Consider the following 19131-nt stretch of genomic DNA (forward strand, 5'->3'; position numbering starts at 1 on the left):
TGACTGCGCGGCAGAGGCCGGCTGCGACCACCCACCCGACCGGGCAGAGCGCCCCCGCGTGCGGATGGTGGACGCCCAGCGGGAGGCAGCAGACCTCTCGGCCGCCTTCGACGTGCAGTGGCGAGGCAGAGGAGGCGACAGGCCATGGAGGACAACCCGTTACGTACCCGACGCGGCTTTCTGGGAATGGGGGTGGGACTGCTCGGCGCGGCCGGCCTGGCCGCATGCGGGGACACCGGGCCGTCGACGCCCCGGGTGCAGGCCGCGGTCCCGCAGGAGCTGATCGACGCCGCGGCGGAGTTGCGCGGTTCCTCGATGGGGATGCTGTCGCAGAAGCTGTACTCGGAGGCGGCCAACGCGGCGCTCGACAGCTCGATCAAGAACTTCGCCGACGTCACCGGCACGAAGATCGGAAACAGCCTGGTACAGGCCGACGCCGGCGACGCGGTGGCCAAGATCCACGCCGAGGTCGAGGGTGGCGTGGCGCGTGACCTCGCGTTCATGACCGACTCGCGGTTCGTCGCGCAGTTCCAGGCGCTGGGTGACCTGGAGGACGTGACGGACGTCGTCCAGGCGCTGACGGCGAAGTACGGCGAGCCCACCGCCGAGTCCAAGAACTACTGCGTCTTCGACGGCAAGTGGTTCGCCATCCCCTACCACTTCATCGGGATCGGGTCGTTCCTGCGCAAGGACTGGATGCAGGACAAGGGCATCTCCCCCAGGGACGTCTACACCTGGGAGGAGCTGCGGGACCTGTGCCTGGCGATCTCCGATCCGGGCAAGCGGCGGTTCGGCTGGGGCATGACCGTGAACCGGTCCGGTGACGCCAACGGCATGATCGAGGCGGTGATCAACGCGTACGGCGGGGCGATCGCCTCCAACGACGGCCGGAAGGTCACGTTCGACTCGCCCGAGACGGTGCAGGCGGTGACCTTCCTCGGTGACATCTACACCAACCCGAGGTTCAAGCCGATGCTGCCGCCGGGCGTGGCCGCCTGGACCGACTCCAGCAACAACGAGAACTGGCTCGCCGGGATCCTCGGCTACACCCGCAACCAGTTCAGCGTCTACGCGGACGCCAAGACGAAGAAGAACCCCGTCTACGCCAACACCCACGTCTTCGCCGACTGCACCGGGCCGGCCACCGACAACTCCCTGCTGCTCGGCCAGTCCCAGTGCTTCGTGATCTTCAGGGGGGCCAAGAACTCCGCACTCGCCAAGCTCCTGGCGCAGTACCTGGTCACCGCGCCCGCGCTGCTCGGGGTGGCGAAGGAGGCGCCCGGCCTGGCGCTGCCCGCCTGGGACAGGGTCTGGGACGCCGACCCGTTCTTCACCAGCGGTGACCCGGCGTTCCCCGTCATGCGCAAGATCACCCAGCAGAAGCTTCCGCTGGTCACGAAGAACGGCCTGAGCTTCCCGCAGAAGGCCAGCGCGGGCCAGCAGGCCGCCGTCGGCGCCTACGTCCTCACCGACATGATGCAGCAGGTCATCCAGGGCACGCCGGCGGCGCAGGCCGTGCAGGCCGCCCACGCCAAGATGGTGCAGATCTTCACCCAGCAGGGGCTGCCGCAGTGACGTCGACCCGATCGGCACCGGCCCCGGCGGCGGCCCCGCCGCCGGGGGCCGGCTCCCTCACCGCCACCCAGCGACGGCTGGGGCGTGACTGGCGGCTGGCGGCGCTGTTCCTGGCGCCCATGGCCGTGCTGGTCGGCAGCCTCATCCTCGCGCCGATCGCCTGGTCCGTCGTCACCAGCACCACGGAACGGCACGGGCAGGACAGCGTGTTCGTCGGCCTGGCCAACTACGCCGCGCTGGCCGACGACGAGCAGTTCCGCACGGGCGTGCTGAACTCGTTCGTCTTCACCGCCTACGCCGAGGTCTTCAAAGTGGTGCTGGGGCTGTCCGCAGCCCTGTTGCTGCACCGACTGCGCCGTGGACGGGCCGTGTTGGCCGGGCTGCTCCTGTTGCCGTGGGTGGTGCCGACGGTGGTCACGGCGTTCAGTTGGCGCGCGCTGCTCGACCCGATCTTCGGCAGCGTCAACACGCTGCTCACCGACTCGGGGATCGGGCCGCTGCTGGCCAGTGCGCACCTGGTCGACGCCTGGCCGGCGGGCTGGCTGTCCGAGGCGTCGCTGGCCATGCCGTCGGTGATCCTGGTCAACGTGTGGAAGGGCGTGCCGTTCTTCACCGTCGCGTTCCTCGCGGGGTTGAAGGCCATCCCGGCGGACCTCTACGAGGCGGCGACCGTCGACGGCGCGTCGCCGTGGCAGCGGTTCGCCCACGTGACGCTGCCCGGGCTGCGTCACGTGATCACCGTGACGGTGACCCTGTCGTCGATCTGGACGTTCAACAACTTCGACCTCATCTGGTTGCTGACGCAGGGCGGCCCCGGCAACGCGACGGCGCCCTACGTGCTGGTCGCCTACTCGAAGGCGATCCTGCAACTCCAGTACGGTGCCGGGGCAGCGGTCACGCTCGTGATGCTGCCGGTCATCGGCGGACTGGTGTTCGTGCTGGTCCGGCTGTTGCGCCGGGACATCGGCATCGAGCCGCCCCGCCGGGTCCGCGCGGCGCGGACCACCCCACGGGCCCGTACCCTGCCCAAGGCCCTGCCGTGGGCGGTCGCCACGGCGGTCGTCGGCCTGCTGGTCTGGGCGTCGCCACACATCGCCTGGAAGGCGGCCGTGGTCCTCGGGGCGTTCCTGCTGGTCGCGGCGGCGGTCGGCCGGGTGGTCTCGGCGCTCGGGGCCCGGGGGAGCCGGCGGTCGTCGTCGCTGGTGTCCGCCCTGGCGTCCGGCGCCGCCCTGGCCGTGTTGCTCGCCTTCGTCCTGGCCCCGCTGTACTGGATCGCCGTCACGGCGTTCAAGTCCGAGGGGCAGATCGTCATGCGCGTCCACGACCTGTGGCCGACGCCGTGGACCCTCCAGCAGTTCACCGACCTCTTCGCCACCAAGCCCTTCGGCCGCTGGTACCTCAACACGGTGCTCGTGTCCGTGGCGTCCACCGTGGTGGCGCTGGTCTGCGCCGCCCTCGCGGGCTACGCGCTGGCCCGGCTGCGGTTCCGCGGGGCGCAGAGCTTCACCGTCACGGTGCTGATCACCTACGTCATGCCGGGCGCGCTGCTGTTCATCCCGCTCTACCAGCTGCTCATCGGGGTGCGGCTCACCGACTCGTTGTGGTCGCTGGTGGTGACGTACCCGACGTTCACGCTTCCGTTCGCCACCTGGCTGCTGACCGGCTACTTCGCGTCGATCCCGGTCGAGTTGGAGGAGGCCGCGCTGGTCGACGGCTGCACCCGGCTCCAGGCGTTCGGCCGGGTGGTGCTGCCGCTGGCCAAGCCGGGACTGCTGGCGGTCGCACTGTTCACCCTCACCAACGCGTGGAACGAGTTCCTCTTCGCGTTCGTGTTCATCACGAAGGACGAGTACAAGACCCTGCCCGTGGGGATGCAGTCGATGATCACCGGGGACGTCGTGCCGCAGGGGCAGCTCGCCGCGGCGTCGCTGCTCGTCAGCCTCCCCGTGGTGATCATCTATGCCTTCGGGCAGCGCTTCCTGACGGAGGGGCTCACGGCGGGCGCGGTGAAGGGCTGAACCCCGGTGGCGTCGCCGTCGCAGGTGAGGCGGGACACCGCCCCGGTCAGGCGACCACGGCCACCCCCGACTGGGACTCGCCGAACTCCCAGCCCGCCAGCAGCTTGCGTCGACCGTCGAGGGCCGAGGTGCCGGTCGGCCACTCGTTCGCGCCCAGGTAGCAGGCCCCCGCCGCCCGCGACGAGAACGGCTCCAGGCAGTGCAGGCTCAGGTGGTCACGCAGCTCCGGCGGCTCGACCGCGGCCAGCGCCTCCGCCCAGCCCGGCTCGACCCGCCGCCACCCCTGGTCGCCGAACGGGACCAGCGCCGGCAGGCGGTGCGTGAACGTCGCCATCCGCATGGCGTCGTGGAGGGTGCCGTCCGTGGCCAGGCGCAGCAGCGGCGAGATGCGGTAGCTCAGCCGCCCCGCCGACTCGGCCGTCAGGTCGACGCCGTGGCGGGCGAGCAGCACACCCAGGTCGGCGCCGCCGACGAGCAGGTCGGGGTCGGCCGCCCGCGCGTCGGCGAGGAACGCCGCCGGCAGCACGTCTTCGGCCCACTCGATCGCGAACAGCGAGCCGGCCAGGTCGAACTCCCAGGCCAGGTCCGCGTGGTCGTCGTCGAGGAAGCAGGCGTCGACGGCCGGCAACGCGACCGGGGCGGACGACGCGAGGGCAGCCGGCGTGAGCCAGGAGGCCGGGAGCAGGAACTCGTCGAGGGTGTCGCCGCCGTAGTAGGCGTCGTAGGAGCCGGCGGGAAAGTCGGACCGCCCGAGCAGGGCGGCGAACGCGAGCGTCAGGTCCACGCCACGCAGTCTGCACCAGGGGTACGACTCCGGCGCGGCGGCCACCTGCCGGCCCGGACCACCCGGGCGGCGGGCGGACCGACACCTCCGCCGGCCCCGGTCCGCCGCCACCGGTCGGCCCCGGACAGGGCGGGCCGGTGGCGGCGACTGATCAGAAGTCGCTGTCGGTGTCGTTCCGGCCCCCGTTGGGGATGTCGTCGATGGTCTTCGACGAACCGCCGGCGTCCCGCCTCGGCAGGCCGCCCAGCATCCGGGCGAGCTGCTCGTCGGCCAGCTCCACGCCGTCGGCCGGGATGGTGTCGATCCGCACGGTCTTACGCCTCATGTCGTACCCCTTCTCACCCTGACTGACCGTCCGGCCGCACGGCCGGACGCCTAGCAGTGTGTGCCGTCGGGTGCCGCGTACGGACCGGGGTTCTCCCTGGTCCGGGACCCCAGTCTTGGCCGGCGGCCGGGCGGCTCCCGACGAGGGGACGCGCCGGGCGGGCGCGGCACCGGCGATCTTTTTTGCGTGACACGCATTTTTGCGTTCCACGCAACTAATGCTAGGGTGGGAGCATGACGGGGTTGCGGGAGCGCAAGAAGGCCGAGACGCGGGCGGCGCTCGGCTGGGCAGCGATCCACCTCACCGCCGAGCGCGGCTACGACAACGTCCGCGTCGAGGACATCGCCGAGGCGGCCGGCGTTTCCCCGCGCACCTTCAACAACTACTTCTCCAGCAAGGCGGAGGCGATCGCCTCCCGCCACCTCGACCGCAGCCTGCGCACCGCCGCCGCGCTACGCGAACGCCCCGCCGACGAGCCGCTCTGGGCGGCGCTCACCGCGGCGGCGCTGGAACAGTTCACGCCCGGCCCCGAGGTCGAGGCGATGCCGTCCCCCGCCCATGCGCAGTGGGTGGCCGGCGTACGGACCATGCTCGCCGAGCCCGCGCTCCAGGGCGAGCGGCTGCGCGCCGCCGCGATCGCCGAGGCCGGGCTGGCCGCTGCGGTCGCCGAGCGCACCGGCACCGACCTCACCACCGACATGTACCCACGGCTCGTCGCGGCCGCCGCCAGCGCCGCCGTCGCCGTCGCCATGCAGCACTACCTCGACAGCGCCGACCCGCCCGCCCCGATCGAGCGCCTCATCACCGACGCCTTCGCCCAGGTCGCCGCCGGCCTCCCGACGCCGCCCCGCTGAAGCCCGGCCCCGCCCGAGCCACAGTCCCACCCCGTCCCACCCACGCCTGCGCCGCGTCACACCTCCGCGGCGGGCCGGCACTGCGCCGCGCCCGTCGTGGCGACGACGCGCACCCCCGAAGGGACCATGATCATGATTGACGTCCTCATCGCCGGAGCCGGCCCCAACGGCCTCATGCTCGCCTGCGAACTGGCCCTCGCCGGCCTCCGCCCCGTCGTCCTCGAACGCCGTGACACGCTCGGGGGCGAGCCCCGCGCCAACGGCCTCGTCGGCCAGGTCGTCCGCCTGCTCGACCGGCGTGGCCTCCACGCCCGGCTCACCGGCGGGAACACCCCGCCGGCCCCGCAGCCGGCCTTCACCTTCGGCGCGTTCCCGCTGGACCTCACGGTGCTCGCCGACAACCCGCACTACGTGCTCGGCGTGCCGCAGGCCCAGCTCCAGGCCACCCTGGCCGCCCGGGCCGCCGAGCTCGGGGTCGAACTGCGCCACGGCCACGACGTCGTCGACCTCCGCCAACGGCCCGACGCGGTCGAGGTCCACCTTGCCGACGGTACGCAGCTCACCGCCCGGTTCCTCGTCGGCGCCGACGGCGGCCGCAGCACGGTGCGCCGTCTCGTCGGCATCGACTTCCCCGGCGTCACCGACGACCGGTCGACCTCCCGCACCGCGACCGTGGCCGTCCCCGCGTCCTTTCTCGACCCCGCGACCGGCGGCCTGCGTGTCCCCGGCTACGGCGTCGTGCCGCCGTTCCAGCACACCCGCACCCCGCGCGGCCTGATCGCCTGGGCCCCGTTCCCCGGCCGCCCGGCGCTCCTGACCACGACGGAGTGGCCCGACGCGCCGACGGACGACGAGACCCCGATGGACCTGGCGGAGCTGCGCGCCAGCGTCGCCCGGGTGCTCGGCGCGGACGTCCCCTTCGGCCCTGCCGAGGGCCCCGGCCTGCTGCGGCGACTGACCGGTCGCAACACCCGGATCGCCGCCCGCTACCGCGCCGACCGGGTGCTCCTGCTCGGCGACGCCGCGCACGTGCACCCCGCCATCGGCGGCCCCGGCCTCAACCTGGGCCTCCAGGACGCCGTCAACCTGGGCTGGAAGCTCGCCGCCACGGTCCTCGGCTGGGCACCGCCGGGCCTGCTCGACACGTACGAGACCGAGCGTCGGCCGGTCGCCGAGCGGGTCGTCATGTCCACCCAGGCGCAGTCGGCGCTCACCGGCCCCGGCGACGAGATCACCGGCCTGCGGCAACTCTTCGCCGAGCTGCTCCGCATGCCGGAGGTGACCGGGCACATCGCGGCGCTGATGTCCGGCGCGGACACCCGCTACCCCGCCGACCCGGCCGACCCGCTGGCCGGCCGCTACGCCCCCGACGTGGTCGTGCACGGCGCGCACGGGCCGACCCGCCTCGCCGAGCTGACCCACGCCGCCCGGCCGCTGCTGCTGGACTCCACGGGGGCCTACGCGGAGACCGCCGCCGGGTGGCGCGACCGGGTCGACGTGGTCACCGGCCCGCTTAAGGGCACGACCGCGACCGCGCTGCTCGTGCGCCCCGACTGCTTCGTCGCCTGGTCCGCCGGCGACGCCGGCACGCTGCGCGCCGCGCTCGCCCGGCACTTCGGCCCGCCACGATGACCATCGCCGCCCGGGTCGCCCGGGAAGAGGCTCTGCGGCCGTCCTCGCCCGGAAGCCGTCGGGCAACGCGAGGCGGCATCCGCCCACGATCGCGGTGAGGGTGGTCTTCATCTGGTTCCAGGCGAACCTGTCGCCGAGGCACTGCCAGTTGCCCAGGCTGAAGGGCACGAACGCCCGCCGCATGGCCGGGGTCGCCGCTCCGTCGAGCCACCGACGCGGGTCGAACCGCAACGGGTCGGGGAACACGGTGGGGTCCCGGTGCATGGCCGCCGGACTGTAGATCACCTCACCGCCCGCCGGGAGGTCCGCCTCGATCTGGAGGGCCAGGCCGAGCAGGGTGACGGCTGCGGCGGCCAGCAGCGGCGCGGCGATCCCACCGAGCCCCTCGGCCGCGGTGTAGGCCCCGTACGGGTTGGGGGGGAGTCGCGCTCTCCGGATCCATGACGGCCATGGTGGCAGCCGGGCGCTCCCGTGGCCGGATGGGCCGCGCGAGCCCGCGCCCCGGATTCACCGGACCTGGGCGGTGGAGGATCCACGACCGAAGCGTTAGACGTACGCCTGCTGGAAGGCGCGGGAGAAGTCCTCTTCGGTCACCATGCCGTTGCCGCCTCCACCGACGGAGTAGCCCTGCTGCGACAGGGTCCGGATCGGATCGAGCACCTCCCTCATGAAGTGCCGGGTCCACTCGCTGACCTCCTGTCTGTCGTGCAGGGAGAGTGGGGCCAGGATGGCCAGGCTTCCGCCGGGCCACCTGAGCGCGCCCCAGAAGACGCGGTAGAGCCCCACGCGGCTCACGATCAGGCCGTCGGCTCTGACCTCGTGGTCCTCGGCGAGACGGGGCGCGACCGTCACCAGGTCGCCGACGATCCGCCCGAGATCGCCGGAGCCCTGCACGGTGATCACGAGGCCGACCGCCCCGACGATGCGGTGCAGGGTCTCCACGGGCGTGCTCTTTGCCTGCTGCGACAGTTCGAGTGGAAACATGGGATGGTCCTCCGTGGTCTAGTCGGCATCCGTGCCCGTGCTGCCCGGTGCCCGGTCGGTCCACCCGGGTCCTTCCTCTTCCGGGTGGCGGCTCAGCAGCGGGATCAGCGACACCGCTCCCCGGCGCAGGGGAAGGGCCGTCGCCCCGGCGACGGCGACGATCTCCTCGGCGCGGGCGACGGCGTCGGCCAGCGTGGGCGGCCAGCCGCAGTCGATCCACGGTGGCGCGTCGCAGGGCGCCTCGTCGGCGGCCGACGACGCCGCCCAGGGCACGACCGGCCCGGCGGAGAGGGTCATCGACGGTAGCGGCTCGACGAACGGCGAGTCCCGGTCGGCCTCCTCCTGACTCGCCGGAGCCAGGGACGTCGGAGACAGGGAGCTCGGAGGCACGGACGTCGGAGACAGGGGCGTCGGCGCGACGCGGCGCAGCGTGCCGGCGATTCGCAGCGACTCGACGAGCTCGGCGAACTGCCGGTCGCGGCCGCCAAGCCGAGCCGTCTCCAGGACCTCGTCGTTGGCGTGGTCGAGGGCGGCGCGCCATGCCGCCCGCTCGCTGACGTGCGCCAGCCGCCACGACATCGACTGCATCGCCGCCCACGCGCCGGCCAGCAGGTCGAACCTCCGGTCGCTGTCACCCGGATGGGTCAGCCCCTCGTTGAACGCGGCCTGGGCGTAGGCCAGCCACTGCCCCGTCCTGCGGTAGTGCTCCTGTGCCTGCCGGAAGTTCGACCGGGCTGCGCGCACGTCGCCCCGGTGGCGGGCGACGGTCCCCAGGCCGAGCCTGGCGTCGGCCGCCTCGTGCTCGTTGCCGACCGTGTGGAAGTGCTCCAGCGCGCGGGTGTACCTGAGCTGTGCCTCCGGCAGGTCGCCCGCGCGGAACGCGACGAGCCCGAGGTTGTGGTTGGCGCGGGCGGCCCGCTCCGCCGACGGTTCGTCGCTCTGCCAGTGCCGCAGGGCGGAGAGCAGGTGGGCGCGGGCGCGCTCGAAGGACTTCGCCCCGGCCAGCGCCAACCCGGTGTTCTGGTCGAGTTCGGCGAGCTTGCCGCCCAGTTCGCTCTCGTCACACGTCTCCCGGTAGAGGGCACCTGCCTGGTCGAGGTGTCCGAGGGCGACGTGCGGGCGGCCGAGTTCGATCAGGACGGCGCCCAGGTTCACCAGCGTGTCCGCCGCATGACGCCGGAAGTCGCCCCTGAGCAGGGCTTCGGCGGCGGCCCGGTACTGCTCCGCGGCGACGTCGAGCTCCCCGCGCTGGAACGACACGTTGCCCAGGTTCTGCCCGACGACGGCCACCTGCCGATCGAGGTCGAGGTCCCGGTACAGCGGCAGCGCCGTCCGGTACCGGTCGGCGGCCTCCTCCAGGTCGCCCAGGAAGTAGGCCGTGTTGCCGACGTTGGTCGTGGCGTCGGCGACGCCCTTCAGGTCGCCGCAGGCGGTGAAGGCGGCGAGGGCGACGAGGTAGTGCTCGCGCGCCTCCTGCCAGTCGGCGCGGCCGAACGCCGCCACGCCGGCCGCCAGGCTGGCCTTCGCGACCTCGGCGGCGTCGCCGGCGGGCGGCACCCGGGGGGCGTCGTGACGTGGCGGCCCGGGCGCCGGCCGCCGCGTGACGGGCTGGTCGTCGGCCCCCGGGATCGCGCTGACCGCAGCGTCGGGAATGTCGTACGTGACCAACGCCGACCACACCAGCGGTGCGTGCAGGCGGCGGGCGGCGTCGCTGCGCGCGGAACGCCAGCAGGCGAGCCGGTCACGTTGCCACTCGCCGATGGCCCCGACGGGATCGGTCGTGCCCAGCGCCGCGTCGACGGCCAGGGCGAGCGCGGTCGTGGCCGAGCCGATCGGCGCCCCGCCGGCCACCAGGCGCTCCGAACCGTCGCTCGGCAGGCTCCAGCGGGTCGCGACCACGGTACGCGCGCCCGCGTTCAACGCCGCGAGGGTGAGGCCGATCTGCTCGGTGTAGCCGGCGTCGTCGGACTGGCAGGCGACGAAGCCCACGCGACGGGGGGCGGGCCACCGGGTGGGATCCCTGAGCCACTGCCCGGCGGTGAGCCGTGAGTCCCCGGTCTCCCCGTCGACGGCCAGCTCCAGCCCGGCCGAGGTCGGCATCGCCGGGTCCGTGGCCGAGGCGTGGCCGACGAACACCAGGCGGGACCACTCCTGCGACTGGAGGGCGGCGGACAGTTCCGCGGGCGAGCAGCCGCCCGCCGCGCCCGCGCCGAGCAGCGCGTCGCCGTCGCCGGTGCGGCTGCGCCACGCCTCGGGCACCCCGTCGGGGTAGATGCGCCCGCCCCCGGTGCGGCTCCCGGCCGCGGTGGGGTCGACGACCCGTACGGCCCGGCCGCCCCCGGCCCGGGACGCCGGCCTGGCCAGGTTGACCAGCATCGCCGGGCTGACCCCACCGAGCACGGTGGCGCGCTCGACGAGACGGACGTCGTGGTCGTCGTCGACGACGAGAAGCTCCCACGGCACGCCCGACAGGCCGGGGCCGGGGGCCACGACGAGCGTCGTGTCGGCTGCGTGCGCCGTCCTGAGCCGGTCGCGGAGCTCCTGCGGCAGCAGGATGCCGCCCAGCTCGCGGAACAGCGCGAGGTTGCCGGCCGGGTCGACCATCGCGCCGGTCCAGGCGCGGCGTGCGGCGGCACCGAGCACCGCGGCCCGGTCACCGAGCAGCTCGATGCGGGTCGCGATGGCGGACGCCGTCGAGGCGGGGTCGTCGCCTTGGGGAAGCGTGTCGGCGATGCGGCGGTCGACGTCGACGAGGGCCGCCCGTTCCGTCGCGACGAGGCCCGGGAGCGCGGCCGCCAGAGCGGCCAGGGGCTCGGTCAGCCGGTCGAGCTCGATGGAGCCCACGGCCAGGGGGTCGGCGCGGTCGGGCAGGCGCACGTCCGCGCTGAGCCACCAGTGGGCGTGCCTGACGGTCTGCCAGAAACCGAGCCACCACACGCTCCCGGATCCGAGGCCACCCCCCACCCGGTCCTCCCTACGATCACGGTGCGCGGATCTGCCAGCATGTGCGCATGACGCAGCTGATCGTTCCGCTGGATGACGGTTCCTCCCTGGTGCTGGACGGGGTCGCCAAGGAGGAACTGTCCGGGGCGGCCCACACGCTCGACGTCGCCGATTTCCTCCGGGACGCCGTCCTGGCTGGCGTGACCGGCAACTTCACCTACGACGTGCTGAAGGCCGTGGCGCTCCAGCTGCGCGCACGCGGATTCCTGGCGAAGCGTCCCCCGGCGAGCGCTGTCAGCATCGCCTCGGCGATAACGGTCCACCTCACCTCGGTCGGATACCGGACGATCGAGATCCGACAGGTCGCGCAGCTGGTGGACAGGTCGTGGTCTGCGGAGGGAATCGCCGACCAGCGCCCGTTCGAGGTCCGCACCGACCCCGAGGGGCAGGTCATGCAGATGCGGGTGCGGTAGCGGATCCTCACCCGTTGCCGCAGTGCGGGCACTTGCGCACCCGGTCCGACTTGGGCTGCCCGCAGTAGGCGCACTCCACCGTCTCCGCGATCATGGTGTTCCTCCCGACGCCGCCTGAACCGAGGTCACCGCTCCTGAACCGTACGCTACACGCCCGCGTCACGGCGGGCGTCGATCGATGGGGCGAGGTTCCGGAGCCGGTCCTGATACATCGGACAGGAACTCTCCCACCCCGAGCACAACAAGACGCACGTCGATTGTTCGAGTGCCTTCCTGCATGGAAACCTGCCCGATGTCCGCTGGGAGAACCCATGGGAGGGCTGGGAGATGAAACTCCACTGGCACACGATCTTCGGGCGCGCGCATCGGGCCGGCGCGGCCACGCTCGGCGCCGCGGTCATGCTCCTGGCCATGGCGGCCGCTCCCGCCGCTGCGGCGCCCGTCGCCGACCCGGCGGCGGGGACGACCGGCGTGCTCCTCGACGCCGGCCACGCGGTGCGCGTGCCCGGCAGCTACGTGGTCGTCCTCAAGGAGGGCGCGGGTTCGGCCGCCGATCGGCGCACGGGCGTGACCCGCCTCGCCGAGCGGTACGGCCTCCGGCCGGACCAGGTCTGGCGCGACGCGCTCAACGGCTTCTCCGTGCGGACCACCGAGCCGGTGGCCCGCCGGCTGGCCGCCGACCCGGCGGTGGCGATCGTGGAGCAGGACCGGTTGACCAGCCTGGCCACCACCCAGCCGAACGCCCCGTGGAACCTCGACCGGATCGACGCCCCGCTGGGGCTCACCGGCACCTACAACTTCACCAGCGTCGGGACGGGCGTCCGCGCGTACATCGTGGACACCGGGATCCAGATCGGCCACGCCGACTTCGGCGGCCAGGCGGTGTACGGCTACGACGCCGTCGACGGCACGCTCCCGGCGAACGACTGCACCGGACACGGCACGCACGCCGCCGGCACCGTCGGCGGGACGACGTTCGGGGTGGCCAAGAACGTCGTGCTGGTCGCGGTCAAGGTGTTCGACTGCGTCCTGCCGAGCACCCTGTCGATGTTGATCAACGGAATCAACTGGATGGTCGCCAACCACCCCGCCGGGCAGCCGGCCGTGGCGAACATCGGCGTGCTGACCAGCCCCACCGCCGCGCTCGACGCCGCCGTGGCGAACGCGGTCGCCGACGGCATCACGGTGACGGTCCCGGCCGGAAACTCGAACGCCAGCGCCTGCAACGTCTCGCCCGCGTCGGCGCCGACCGCGCTGACGGTGGGCGCGACGCTGACCAACGACAACCGGGCGAGCTGGTCGAACTACGGCACCTGCCTGGACATCTTCGCCCCCGGCGAGCGCATCACGTCGGCCTGGTGGAGCTCGCCCACCGCGACCCAGACGCTCAGCGGCACCTCACACGCCGCGCCGCTCGTCGCCGGCGTCGCCGCCCGGGTGCTCGGCAACAATCCGACCTGGACGCCGGCGCAGGTGTCCAGCTACCTGTTCAGCGTCGCCAATCCGGCGGTGCTCAACCCGGGCGCCGGCTCGCCCAACCGCCTCCTGTACCTGTCCCCGGCGCTCTGACCTCTCCGGCCGCCGGCCGCGCCCGGCCGGCGGCCCAGCCCCGGATTAAGTTGACAGACATCGATGGATTGCCGCATCTTTGACGCATGGTAGGCGTCCACTCGCACTCGCGGCGTCGCCGCGTACGGTCCGGCCTGCTGGCCGCCGTCGTCTCGTCGGTCACGATGCTCGGCGTCGGGCTGGTCACCGCACCGGCGGCCGATGCCGGCACCGCGGCGGCACCCGTCGCCCGCCCCGCCCCCGCGCCCGGCGCGGCCTCGGCGTCGATCACGGGGGCCGCCGCGACCACGTCCCCGGCGCCGACCGGGCCCACCGCGCCGAACCCCTCGCCGTTCCCGCCGAGTACGCCCACGAACGTCACCGCCACCGACGTCCGGACAGGGTCGGTCACCCTCACCTGGACGGCGTCGACACCCGGCTGCTGCGCCGTCACCGGCTACGACATCACCTACTACATGGCCTTCGACGACGTCGTCTTCTCCGCCAGCGTCGGCAACGTCACCACCACAACGATCAGCAACTACATCGGGCCGGGCAGGCAGTACCAGTTCCGGGTCTCCGCCAAGGACGGCCTCGGGCACCGCTCCAACTCGTCGGAGCCCGTGACCGTGGTCACCCCGGTGACCGACACCGGCCCCGACACCACCCCGCCGAGCGCGCCGCAGAACCTGACCATGGGCGACGTGACCGAGTCGACCGCCACCCTGTCCTGGTCGCCGTCGACGGACGACGTCGGCGTGCGCGGCTACAACGTCTACCGCTTCGACGGCTGGTTCACCTCCGTCGTGATCGCCACCGTCACGACGACGACGCACACGATTGCGCTCCCGTCGTCGACGCCTCCGCTGCGCAACCTCTACTACGTGCGGGCCCGGGACGCGGTGGGCAACCTGTCGATCGCGTCCAACACCGTCACCGCACCCACCGTGCCGACCCCGCCCACCCCACCCACCCCGCCACCGTCGACCTGCCGCGTGACCTACCAGAACCAGTCCGAGTGGCAGGACGGATTCGTCGCCGCGGTGACCGTCCAGAACACCGGCGCGACCCCGATCGACGGCTGGGTGCTGACCTTCAGCTTCCGGGGCGACCAGCGGGTCACCTCCGCCTGGAACGCCACGGTCAGCCAGAGCGACACCACGGCGACGGCGCGTAACGTCGACTGGAACCGCGCGCTGGCGGCGAACGGCTCCGCGACCTTCGGGATCCAGGGGAAGTGGGGCGTCAGCAACGCGCCGCCGACCGGCTTCACCCTCAACGGAGTCCCCTGCGCCACGGCCTGAGGCGGCAGCCCGGCCCGATCGGCGGCCGGCCGGGTCGGGCCTGCGCCCGGCGGCGGCGTCAGCGCCGCCGGGCCGGGAGCTCCGGCTGCCCGGCATCGGGTGGTGGCACGGCGTCGCGGTGCTGCTGGGCCACGATCCCGGCGGTGATCTCGTCGGGCGGCACCGGACGGCCGAAGTGCCAGCCCTGCCCGTTGTCGCACCCGGTCGCGGCCAGCCGGGCGGCCTGCTGGGCGGTCTCGATGCCCTCCGCGGTCACGACGAGGCCGAGCTTGTGCCCGAGCGACACGACGGTGCTGAGGAACTCGTCGTCCGTGCCGGGGCGGCGGGCCCCCGGCCGCCTTACCGGCTGCGCCGACGAACGGGTCAGGCTCGCGTCGAGTTTGAGGCCGTGCAGAGGGAGTGAGCGGAGGTTGGCCAGGTTGGCATAGCCGATGCCGAAGTCGTCGATGACGATCCGGACCCCGATCTTCATCAGCGCCGCCAGGGTCTCCGTCACCACGCCGGTCAGATCGATCACGGCCTGCTCGGTGACTTCGAGCTGGAGCAGGTGCGGCGGCAGCCCCGTCCGGTCGAGGATCTGGGCCACCGCGCCGGCCAGGCCGTTCTGGCGGAGCTGGCGCACCGACACGTTCACGCTCACGTACAGGCCGGGTTGGATCCGCTGCCAACGGCTGGCCTGTCGGCACGCCTGCTCCAGCAGCTGGGCACCGAGCGCCACCACGACGCCGGTGCGTTCGGCGAGCTCGATGAACCGGGCGGCGCTCAGCAGGCCGAGCTGGGGATGCTGCCAACGGGCCAGGGCTTCCACCCCGGCCAGCCGCCCGGACCGCAGGGCGGAGATGGGCTGGTAGGCGGCGACGAACTCGCCCCGGCGCAGCGCCGCCGGCATGGCCGCCGACAGGCGGTAACGCGCGGCGTCGGCGTTGCTGCGATCCTGGTCGAACTGGCGCAGGGTGGCCTTCCCGTCGGCCTTGGCCCAGTGCAGCGCGATCTCGCTGGCGCGCATCAGGGCCGCGGCGCCACCGTCGGCGACGGCGCCCTCGGCCACGCCCGCACTCGCCGTCAGGGGCACCTCGGTGCCGTCGACGCGGAACGGGGCGGCGAGCGCGGCGAGCGCCTGATCGGCGATCTTGACGGTGTCCTCGGCGCAGGTGGTGTCGCGGACCAGGATCGCGAACCGGTCGCTGTCCAGGCGCGCCACCAGGTCGATCCGCCGGTCGGTGAGCGCGCCGAGCCGACCGGCGATCTCGCGGAGCAGCAGGTCGCCCACCTGATGCCCGAGCACGTCGTTGACCGCCGCGAAGTCGTCGACGTCGAGGCAGCAGACACCGACCCGGTCGATCGGCTCGTCGGCGGCGGACAGCCGGCCCAACCGCTCGGTGAACAGCGTCAGGTTGGGCAGCCCGGTCAACTGGTCGTGGGTGGCGAAGCGGCGGAACCTGGCCTCGCTCACCCTGAGCGCCTCCTCGGCCTGGTTGCGGGCGGCCAGCGCGGCCAGCCGGACCGTGTCCTGGGCTCTCAGGATGCGGTCGTGCGCGGCCGACGCGAAGCCCGCCGCGAGTTCGGCCAGCAGGCCGGTCAGCCGGGCGGCGCGGGTGGGGTCGGCGGCGAGGCCCAGCTCGCCCAGGAGCCGCGAGCCGACGACCGCGATCGTTCGACCGAGCGCTTCCGGCGACCCGAAACCGGCCGCCACCAGATCCTCGCCGATCCGCCGGCCGTCGCCGGGCTCGGCCGGATCGGCGAGCACCGCACTGACCAGACGGTCCGCCAGCCCGGCCACGATGCGACGCCGCCGCCCGGCGCTGATCGGCACGTAGTGGGCCCGGTGCAGGGCCGCAGTCCACGCCGTGACGAACTCCTCGACGCCGGGGCGACGCCCGTCGTCGAGTCCGTCGGCGGCGGACGGACCGCTCACCCGCGGCGTCCGACTCCGACGTAGAAACTCATCCGCTCCGGGTGCTCCCCGACATCCGTCCGCGACTCGGGACGCCACAGCGGGGACCACACCACGCCGGGTTCCACCAGTTCCAGGCCGGCGAAGAAGTCCTCCACCTGAGCGCGGGTGCGGGCGGTGACCGGCGTGTTCGTCCGGCCGCTGAGCCGGGTGCCCTCGCCCATCTCGTCCGGCCGGCTGTCGGTGGTGACGTGGCTGATCGCCACGCAACTCCCCGGGGCCAGCGCCGTCCACAGCCGCTTGATCAGCCCGTACGGGTCGTCGTGGTCGGGGACGGCGTGCACGACCGAGACGAGCAGCAGGCCGACCGGCCGGTCGAGATCCAGCAGCCGGCGGACCTCCGGGTGGCCCAGGATGGCCTCCGGACGGCGCAAGTCTTCGAGCAGCGCGATCGCGTTGGGCTGGCCGGCGAGGATGTGCGTGCTGTGCGTCACCGCCACCGGATCGATGTCCACATAGACCACCCGGGTGTCCGGATCGACCTCCTGGGCGATCTCGTGCACGTTGCCCACCGTCGGGATGCCGGACCCGATGTCCAGGAACTGCCGGATCCCCTCGTCGAGCATGAACCGCACCGCGCGATGCAGGAACTCGCGGTTGGCGCGCGCGACCAGGCGAAGGTCCGGCACCGCCGCGAGCGCCTGGCGGGCGAACTCCCGGTCGACCTCGAAGTTGTGCGAGCCGCCGAGCCAGTAGTCGTAGGCTCGCGCCACGCTCGGCCGGCTGAGATCAACATCTGCTGGCGCCCACTCCGGCCGTTCCATCGCCGCCCTTCCTCACCACCACGGTCACGTGGCCGCCGCCACTGTAATCGGAGTTTACCGATTCGTTTGATCGCACCGAAATCACGCCGCCGGCACACCGCCCGACCTGGGACCGCCGGGCGGCGCCGCGCCGCACCACCGCGCGCCGCCACGGTGCCGGCACGCGGGGGCCGGGTCGCCCCGGGATCCGCCCGGACCGGCCCGGCGTGGCAGTCACCCGGGGTACGCTGCCGTGGTGGACCGGCGTGCTCAGTACCGGGCCGAGCTGCGCAGGTTCGATCCGGCGCGCTGGCCGGACTTCCTCCGGGAGCACTCGGGGCTGCCCGGCCCACGCGCCAACATCGCGCTCGCCGAGGCCGTCGCCGACGAGGGCGACCCGGCCTCGTTCGATCGGTTGATCTCCACGGACGACGAGTACCTGGTGTTCTGCGGGGTGCTCGGTCTCGGCCAAGTGTTGGCCGCCGCCGCGGACGCGCGGACCCGCGCGGCCGTCGAGGCGCGCCTGCGCGACCACGCCACCGACGCCCGTTGGCGGGTGCGCGAGGCGGTGGCCCTGGCGTTGCAGCGTCTCGGCGACGCCGACCTGCCGCGCCTGCTCGCACTCGCGACGGCCTGGGGCGCGCGCCCGCACCCGTTGCTCCGGCGGGCGGCGGTCGCGGGCGTGTGCGAGCCGCGCCTGCTGACCGCCCCGGACGCCGCCGCCCGCGCCGTCGCGCTGTGCGAACGGGCGACCACGGGGCTGGCCGACCTCTCGGCCGAGCAGCGGCGTGCCGACGGCGTCCGCGCGCTGCGTCAGGCGTTGGGCTACTGCTGGAGTGTCGCGGTGGCCGCCGATCCGGCGGCCGGTCTGCCGCGCTTCCGGGCGCTGGCCGCCGTCGACGACCGCGACGTGGCCTGGATCGTCCGGGAGAACACGAAGAAGAACCGACTCGCGCGACTGCTCTGACCATCGCCGGGGCCGCCCTGGAGCGGCAAGCACGAGGCAAGTTGACGCGACTTAATGACAAGCTTCCTTGACAAGAAGTCGCGCGTGTTTGATAGTTCACGCCATGAGCAGCCCCATGAAGCGCTACGCCCGAAACATGACCGTCGCCATGGTGGCCTACGTCGGCGTCCTGGTCGGCACGCTGATCGGCCTGCGCGCCCTTCCCGACGACAGCCTGCTGCGCTACGTCCTCGCGCCGTTGCCGGTCCTGCCGGCCGTCGGTCTCGTGATCGCCTTCGTCCGCTACCTGCGCGACATCGACGAGTTGCAGCGCCGCATCCAGCTCGAGGCGTTGGCGATCGCGTTCGGCGCCAGCGCGCTGATCAGCTTCTGCTACGGCTTCCTGGAGAACGCCGGGCTTCCCCGGCTCAGCGCGATCTGGATCGGCCCGGCGATGGTCATGCTGTGGGGCCTGTCGTCCGGGTTCGTCTCCCGCAGGTTCCGGTGAGCGGGAACACCGACGTGAGAAACCGACTCAAGGTCCTACGAGCCGAGCGCGACTGGTCGCAGGCCGACCTCGCCGACCGCGTCGGCGTCGCCCGACAGACCATCAACGCGATCGAGACGGGCCGCTACGACCCGTCGCTGCCGTTGGCCTTCGCCCTCGCCGCGCTGTTCGCGCAACCCATCGAGGAGATCTTCTTCCCCGACGACGGCCCGCCCGCGCGCAGGTGAGCCCGATGCGCCCGCCGGGGTCGGGGCGAGGGGGCGGCAGGCGCCCCGAGGAACACGACCGGAAGCGGCAGGAAGCAGCCTGAGGGGCGCTGGCGTCCTTTTCGCTGGCGCTGCCGGCCACTGTGGACGACCCACGGCGTCGGCACGCCCGCGGCGGTTGCCATGCGCGCGCCGATTGTGCGACGGTGGTCGCCTGCCTGCCGGTCCGGCCGTCGTGCCGCCCGCCGGCAGGGCCGGTTGGAGAGGCGCTGCGACGGACCCGGTCCGCCACGCTCCACCTCGGTGTCGAAGCAAGGGCGCCTCCGATCCGGGA

General features: G+C 73.2%; 16 protein-coding genes. 10 read left to right on the forward strand and 6 right to left on the reverse strand.

Translation table 11 applies throughout. The features are described 5' to 3' along the window. Window positions 1-186 precede the first annotated feature (186 nt). Window positions 187-1575, forward strand: coding sequence for an extracellular solute-binding protein (locus tag O7628_RS10970; RefSeq protein ID WP_278136284.1), 1389 nt, complete (start codon window positions 187-189; stop codon window positions 1573-1575). Beyond that, window positions 1572-3593: an ABC transporter permease subunit gene (locus tag O7628_RS10975; RefSeq protein WP_278130087.1), complete on the forward strand. Its 2022-nt coding sequence runs from the start codon at window positions 1572-1574 to the stop codon at window positions 3591-3593. The genes O7628_RS10970 and O7628_RS10975 overlap by 4 nt, the downstream gene beginning before the upstream one ends. A gap of 46 nt (window positions 3594-3639) precedes the next feature. Here O7628_RS10975 and O7628_RS10980 read toward each other — a convergent pair whose 3' ends face one another. Together O7628_RS10980 and O7628_RS10985 are read right to left on the reverse strand one after the other, a co-directional pair. Then, window positions 3640-4377 carry a hypothetical protein gene (locus O7628_RS10980; RefSeq protein ID WP_278130089.1) on the reverse strand — a complete coding sequence of 246 codons (738 nt, stop codon included), beginning with the start codon at window positions 4375-4377 and terminating at the stop codon, window positions 3640-3642. A 151-nt stretch (window positions 4378-4528) separates the two neighbouring features. Next, on the reverse strand, window positions 4529-4702 hold the full coding sequence (locus O7628_RS10985; RefSeq protein WP_083303098.1) for a putative ATP-grasp target RiPP: 174 nt from the start codon (window positions 4700-4702) through the stop codon (window positions 4529-4531). Between the two features lie 233 nt (window positions 4703-4935). Between O7628_RS10985 and O7628_RS10990 the strand changes: the two genes are divergently transcribed. After that, window positions 4936-5556 (forward strand): helix-turn-helix domain-containing protein, encoded by a 621-nt coding sequence (locus O7628_RS10990; protein WP_278130093.1) that lies wholly within the window; start codon window positions 4936-4938, stop codon window positions 5554-5556. Window positions 5557-5688: 132 nt separating this feature from the next. Further along, on the forward strand, window positions 5689-7188 hold the full coding sequence (locus tag O7628_RS10995; RefSeq protein WP_278130095.1) for an FAD-dependent monooxygenase: 1500 nt from the start codon (window positions 5689-5691) through the stop codon (window positions 7186-7188). A gap of 546 nt (window positions 7189-7734) precedes the next feature. Here O7628_RS10995 and O7628_RS11000 read toward each other — a convergent pair. Both O7628_RS11000 and O7628_RS11005 read right to left on the reverse strand, forming a co-directional pair. Further along, window positions 7735-8172, reverse strand: a complete 438-nt coding sequence (locus O7628_RS11000; RefSeq protein WP_278130097.1) for a hypothetical protein — start codon at window positions 8170-8172, stop codon at window positions 7735-7737. A gap of 18 nt (window positions 8173-8190) precedes the next feature. Next, window positions 8191-11109, reverse strand: coding sequence for a tetratricopeptide repeat protein (locus tag O7628_RS11005; protein ID WP_278130099.1), 2919 nt, complete (start codon window positions 11107-11109; stop codon window positions 8191-8193). Window positions 11110-11183: 74 nt separating this feature from the next. On the opposite strand from O7628_RS11005, the gene O7628_RS11010 reads away from it, so the two are divergent. The 3 genes from O7628_RS11010 to O7628_RS11020 all read left to right on the forward strand — a co-directional run bounded on the left by O7628_RS11010 (window position 11184) and on the right by O7628_RS11020 (window position 14440). Further along, window positions 11184-11588 (forward strand): hypothetical protein, encoded by a 405-nt coding sequence (locus O7628_RS11010; RefSeq protein ID WP_278130101.1) that lies wholly within the window; start codon window positions 11184-11186, stop codon window positions 11586-11588. 327 nt (window positions 11589-11915) lie between these two features. Continuing rightward, window positions 11916-13157, forward strand: coding sequence for a S8 family peptidase (locus O7628_RS11015; protein WP_278130103.1), 1242 nt, complete (start codon window positions 11916-11918; stop codon window positions 13155-13157). Window positions 13158-13243: 86 nt separating this feature from the next. Then, window positions 13244-14440, forward strand: coding sequence for a cellulose binding domain-containing protein (locus tag O7628_RS11020; protein WP_278130105.1), 1197 nt, complete (start codon window positions 13244-13246; stop codon window positions 14438-14440). Between the two features lie 58 nt (window positions 14441-14498). On the opposite strand, the gene O7628_RS11025 is transcribed toward O7628_RS11020, so the two are convergent. Next, window positions 14499-16355 carry a bifunctional diguanylate cyclase/phosphodiesterase gene (locus O7628_RS11025; RefSeq protein ID WP_278130107.1) on the reverse strand — a complete coding sequence of 619 codons (1857 nt, stop codon included), beginning with the start codon at window positions 16353-16355 and terminating at the stop codon, window positions 14499-14501. Continuing rightward, window positions 16352-17158: an SAM-dependent methyltransferase gene (locus O7628_RS11030; protein ID WP_178066803.1), complete on the reverse strand. Its 807-nt coding sequence runs from the start codon at window positions 17156-17158 to the stop codon at window positions 16352-16354. The genes O7628_RS11025 and O7628_RS11030 overlap by 4 nt, the downstream gene beginning before the upstream one ends. Window positions 17159-17393: 235 nt before the next feature. Between O7628_RS11030 and O7628_RS11035 the strand changes: the two genes are divergently transcribed. The 3 genes from O7628_RS11035 to O7628_RS11045 all read left to right on the forward strand — a co-directional run bounded on the left by O7628_RS11035 (window position 17394) and on the right by O7628_RS11045 (window position 18818). Then, entirely contained in the window at window positions 17394-18104 is a 711-nt protein-coding gene (locus O7628_RS11035; RefSeq protein ID WP_278130110.1) for a hypothetical protein, read from the forward strand. Window positions 18105-18207: 103 nt separating this feature from the next. Next, window positions 18208-18591, forward strand: a complete 384-nt coding sequence (locus tag O7628_RS11040) for a hypothetical protein (protein WP_278130112.1) — start codon at window positions 18208-18210, stop codon at window positions 18589-18591. 14 nt (window positions 18592-18605) lie between these two features. Further along, entirely contained in the window at window positions 18606-18818 is a 213-nt protein-coding gene (locus tag O7628_RS11045) for a helix-turn-helix transcriptional regulator (protein WP_074479314.1), read from the forward strand. Window positions 18819-19131 lie beyond the last annotated feature (313 nt).

It is taken from the genome of Micromonospora sp. WMMD956 (assembly GCF_029626125.1).
GTDB lineage: Bacteria > Actinomycetota > Actinomycetes > Mycobacteriales > Micromonosporaceae > Micromonospora > Micromonospora carbonacea.

Coding starts and splice junctions, on each gene's coding strand:
- O7628_RS10995 (WP_278130095.1), top strand. CDS start 5,689: ATGATTGACGTCCTCATCGCCGGAGCCGGCCCCAACGGCCTCATGCTC.
- O7628_RS11000 (WP_278130097.1), bottom strand. CDS start 8,172: ATGTTTCCACTCGAACTGTCGCAGCAGGCAAAGAGCACGCCCGTGGAG.
- O7628_RS10970 (WP_278136284.1), top strand. CDS start 187: ATGGGGGTGGGACTGCTCGGCGCGGCCGGCCTGGCCGCATGCGGGGAC.
- O7628_RS11010 (WP_278130101.1), top strand. CDS start 11,184: ATGACGCAGCTGATCGTTCCGCTGGATGACGGTTCCTCCCTGGTGCTG.
- O7628_RS11020 (WP_278130105.1), top strand. CDS start 13,244: ATGGTAGGCGTCCACTCGCACTCGCGGCGTCGCCGCGTACGGTCCGGC.
- O7628_RS11015 (WP_278130103.1), top strand. CDS start 11,916: ATGAAACTCCACTGGCACACGATCTTCGGGCGCGCGCATCGGGCCGGC.
- O7628_RS10990 (WP_278130093.1), top strand. CDS start 4,936: ATGACGGGGTTGCGGGAGCGCAAGAAGGCCGAGACGCGGGCGGCGCTC.
- O7628_RS10985 (WP_083303098.1), bottom strand. CDS start 4,702: ATGAGGCGTAAGACCGTGCGGATCGACACCATCCCGGCCGACGGCGTG.
- O7628_RS11030 (WP_178066803.1), bottom strand. CDS start 17,158: ATGGAACGGCCGGAGTGGGCGCCAGCAGATGTTGATCTCAGCCGGCCG.
- O7628_RS11040 (WP_278130112.1), top strand. CDS start 18,208: ATGAGCAGCCCCATGAAGCGCTACGCCCGAAACATGACCGTCGCCATG.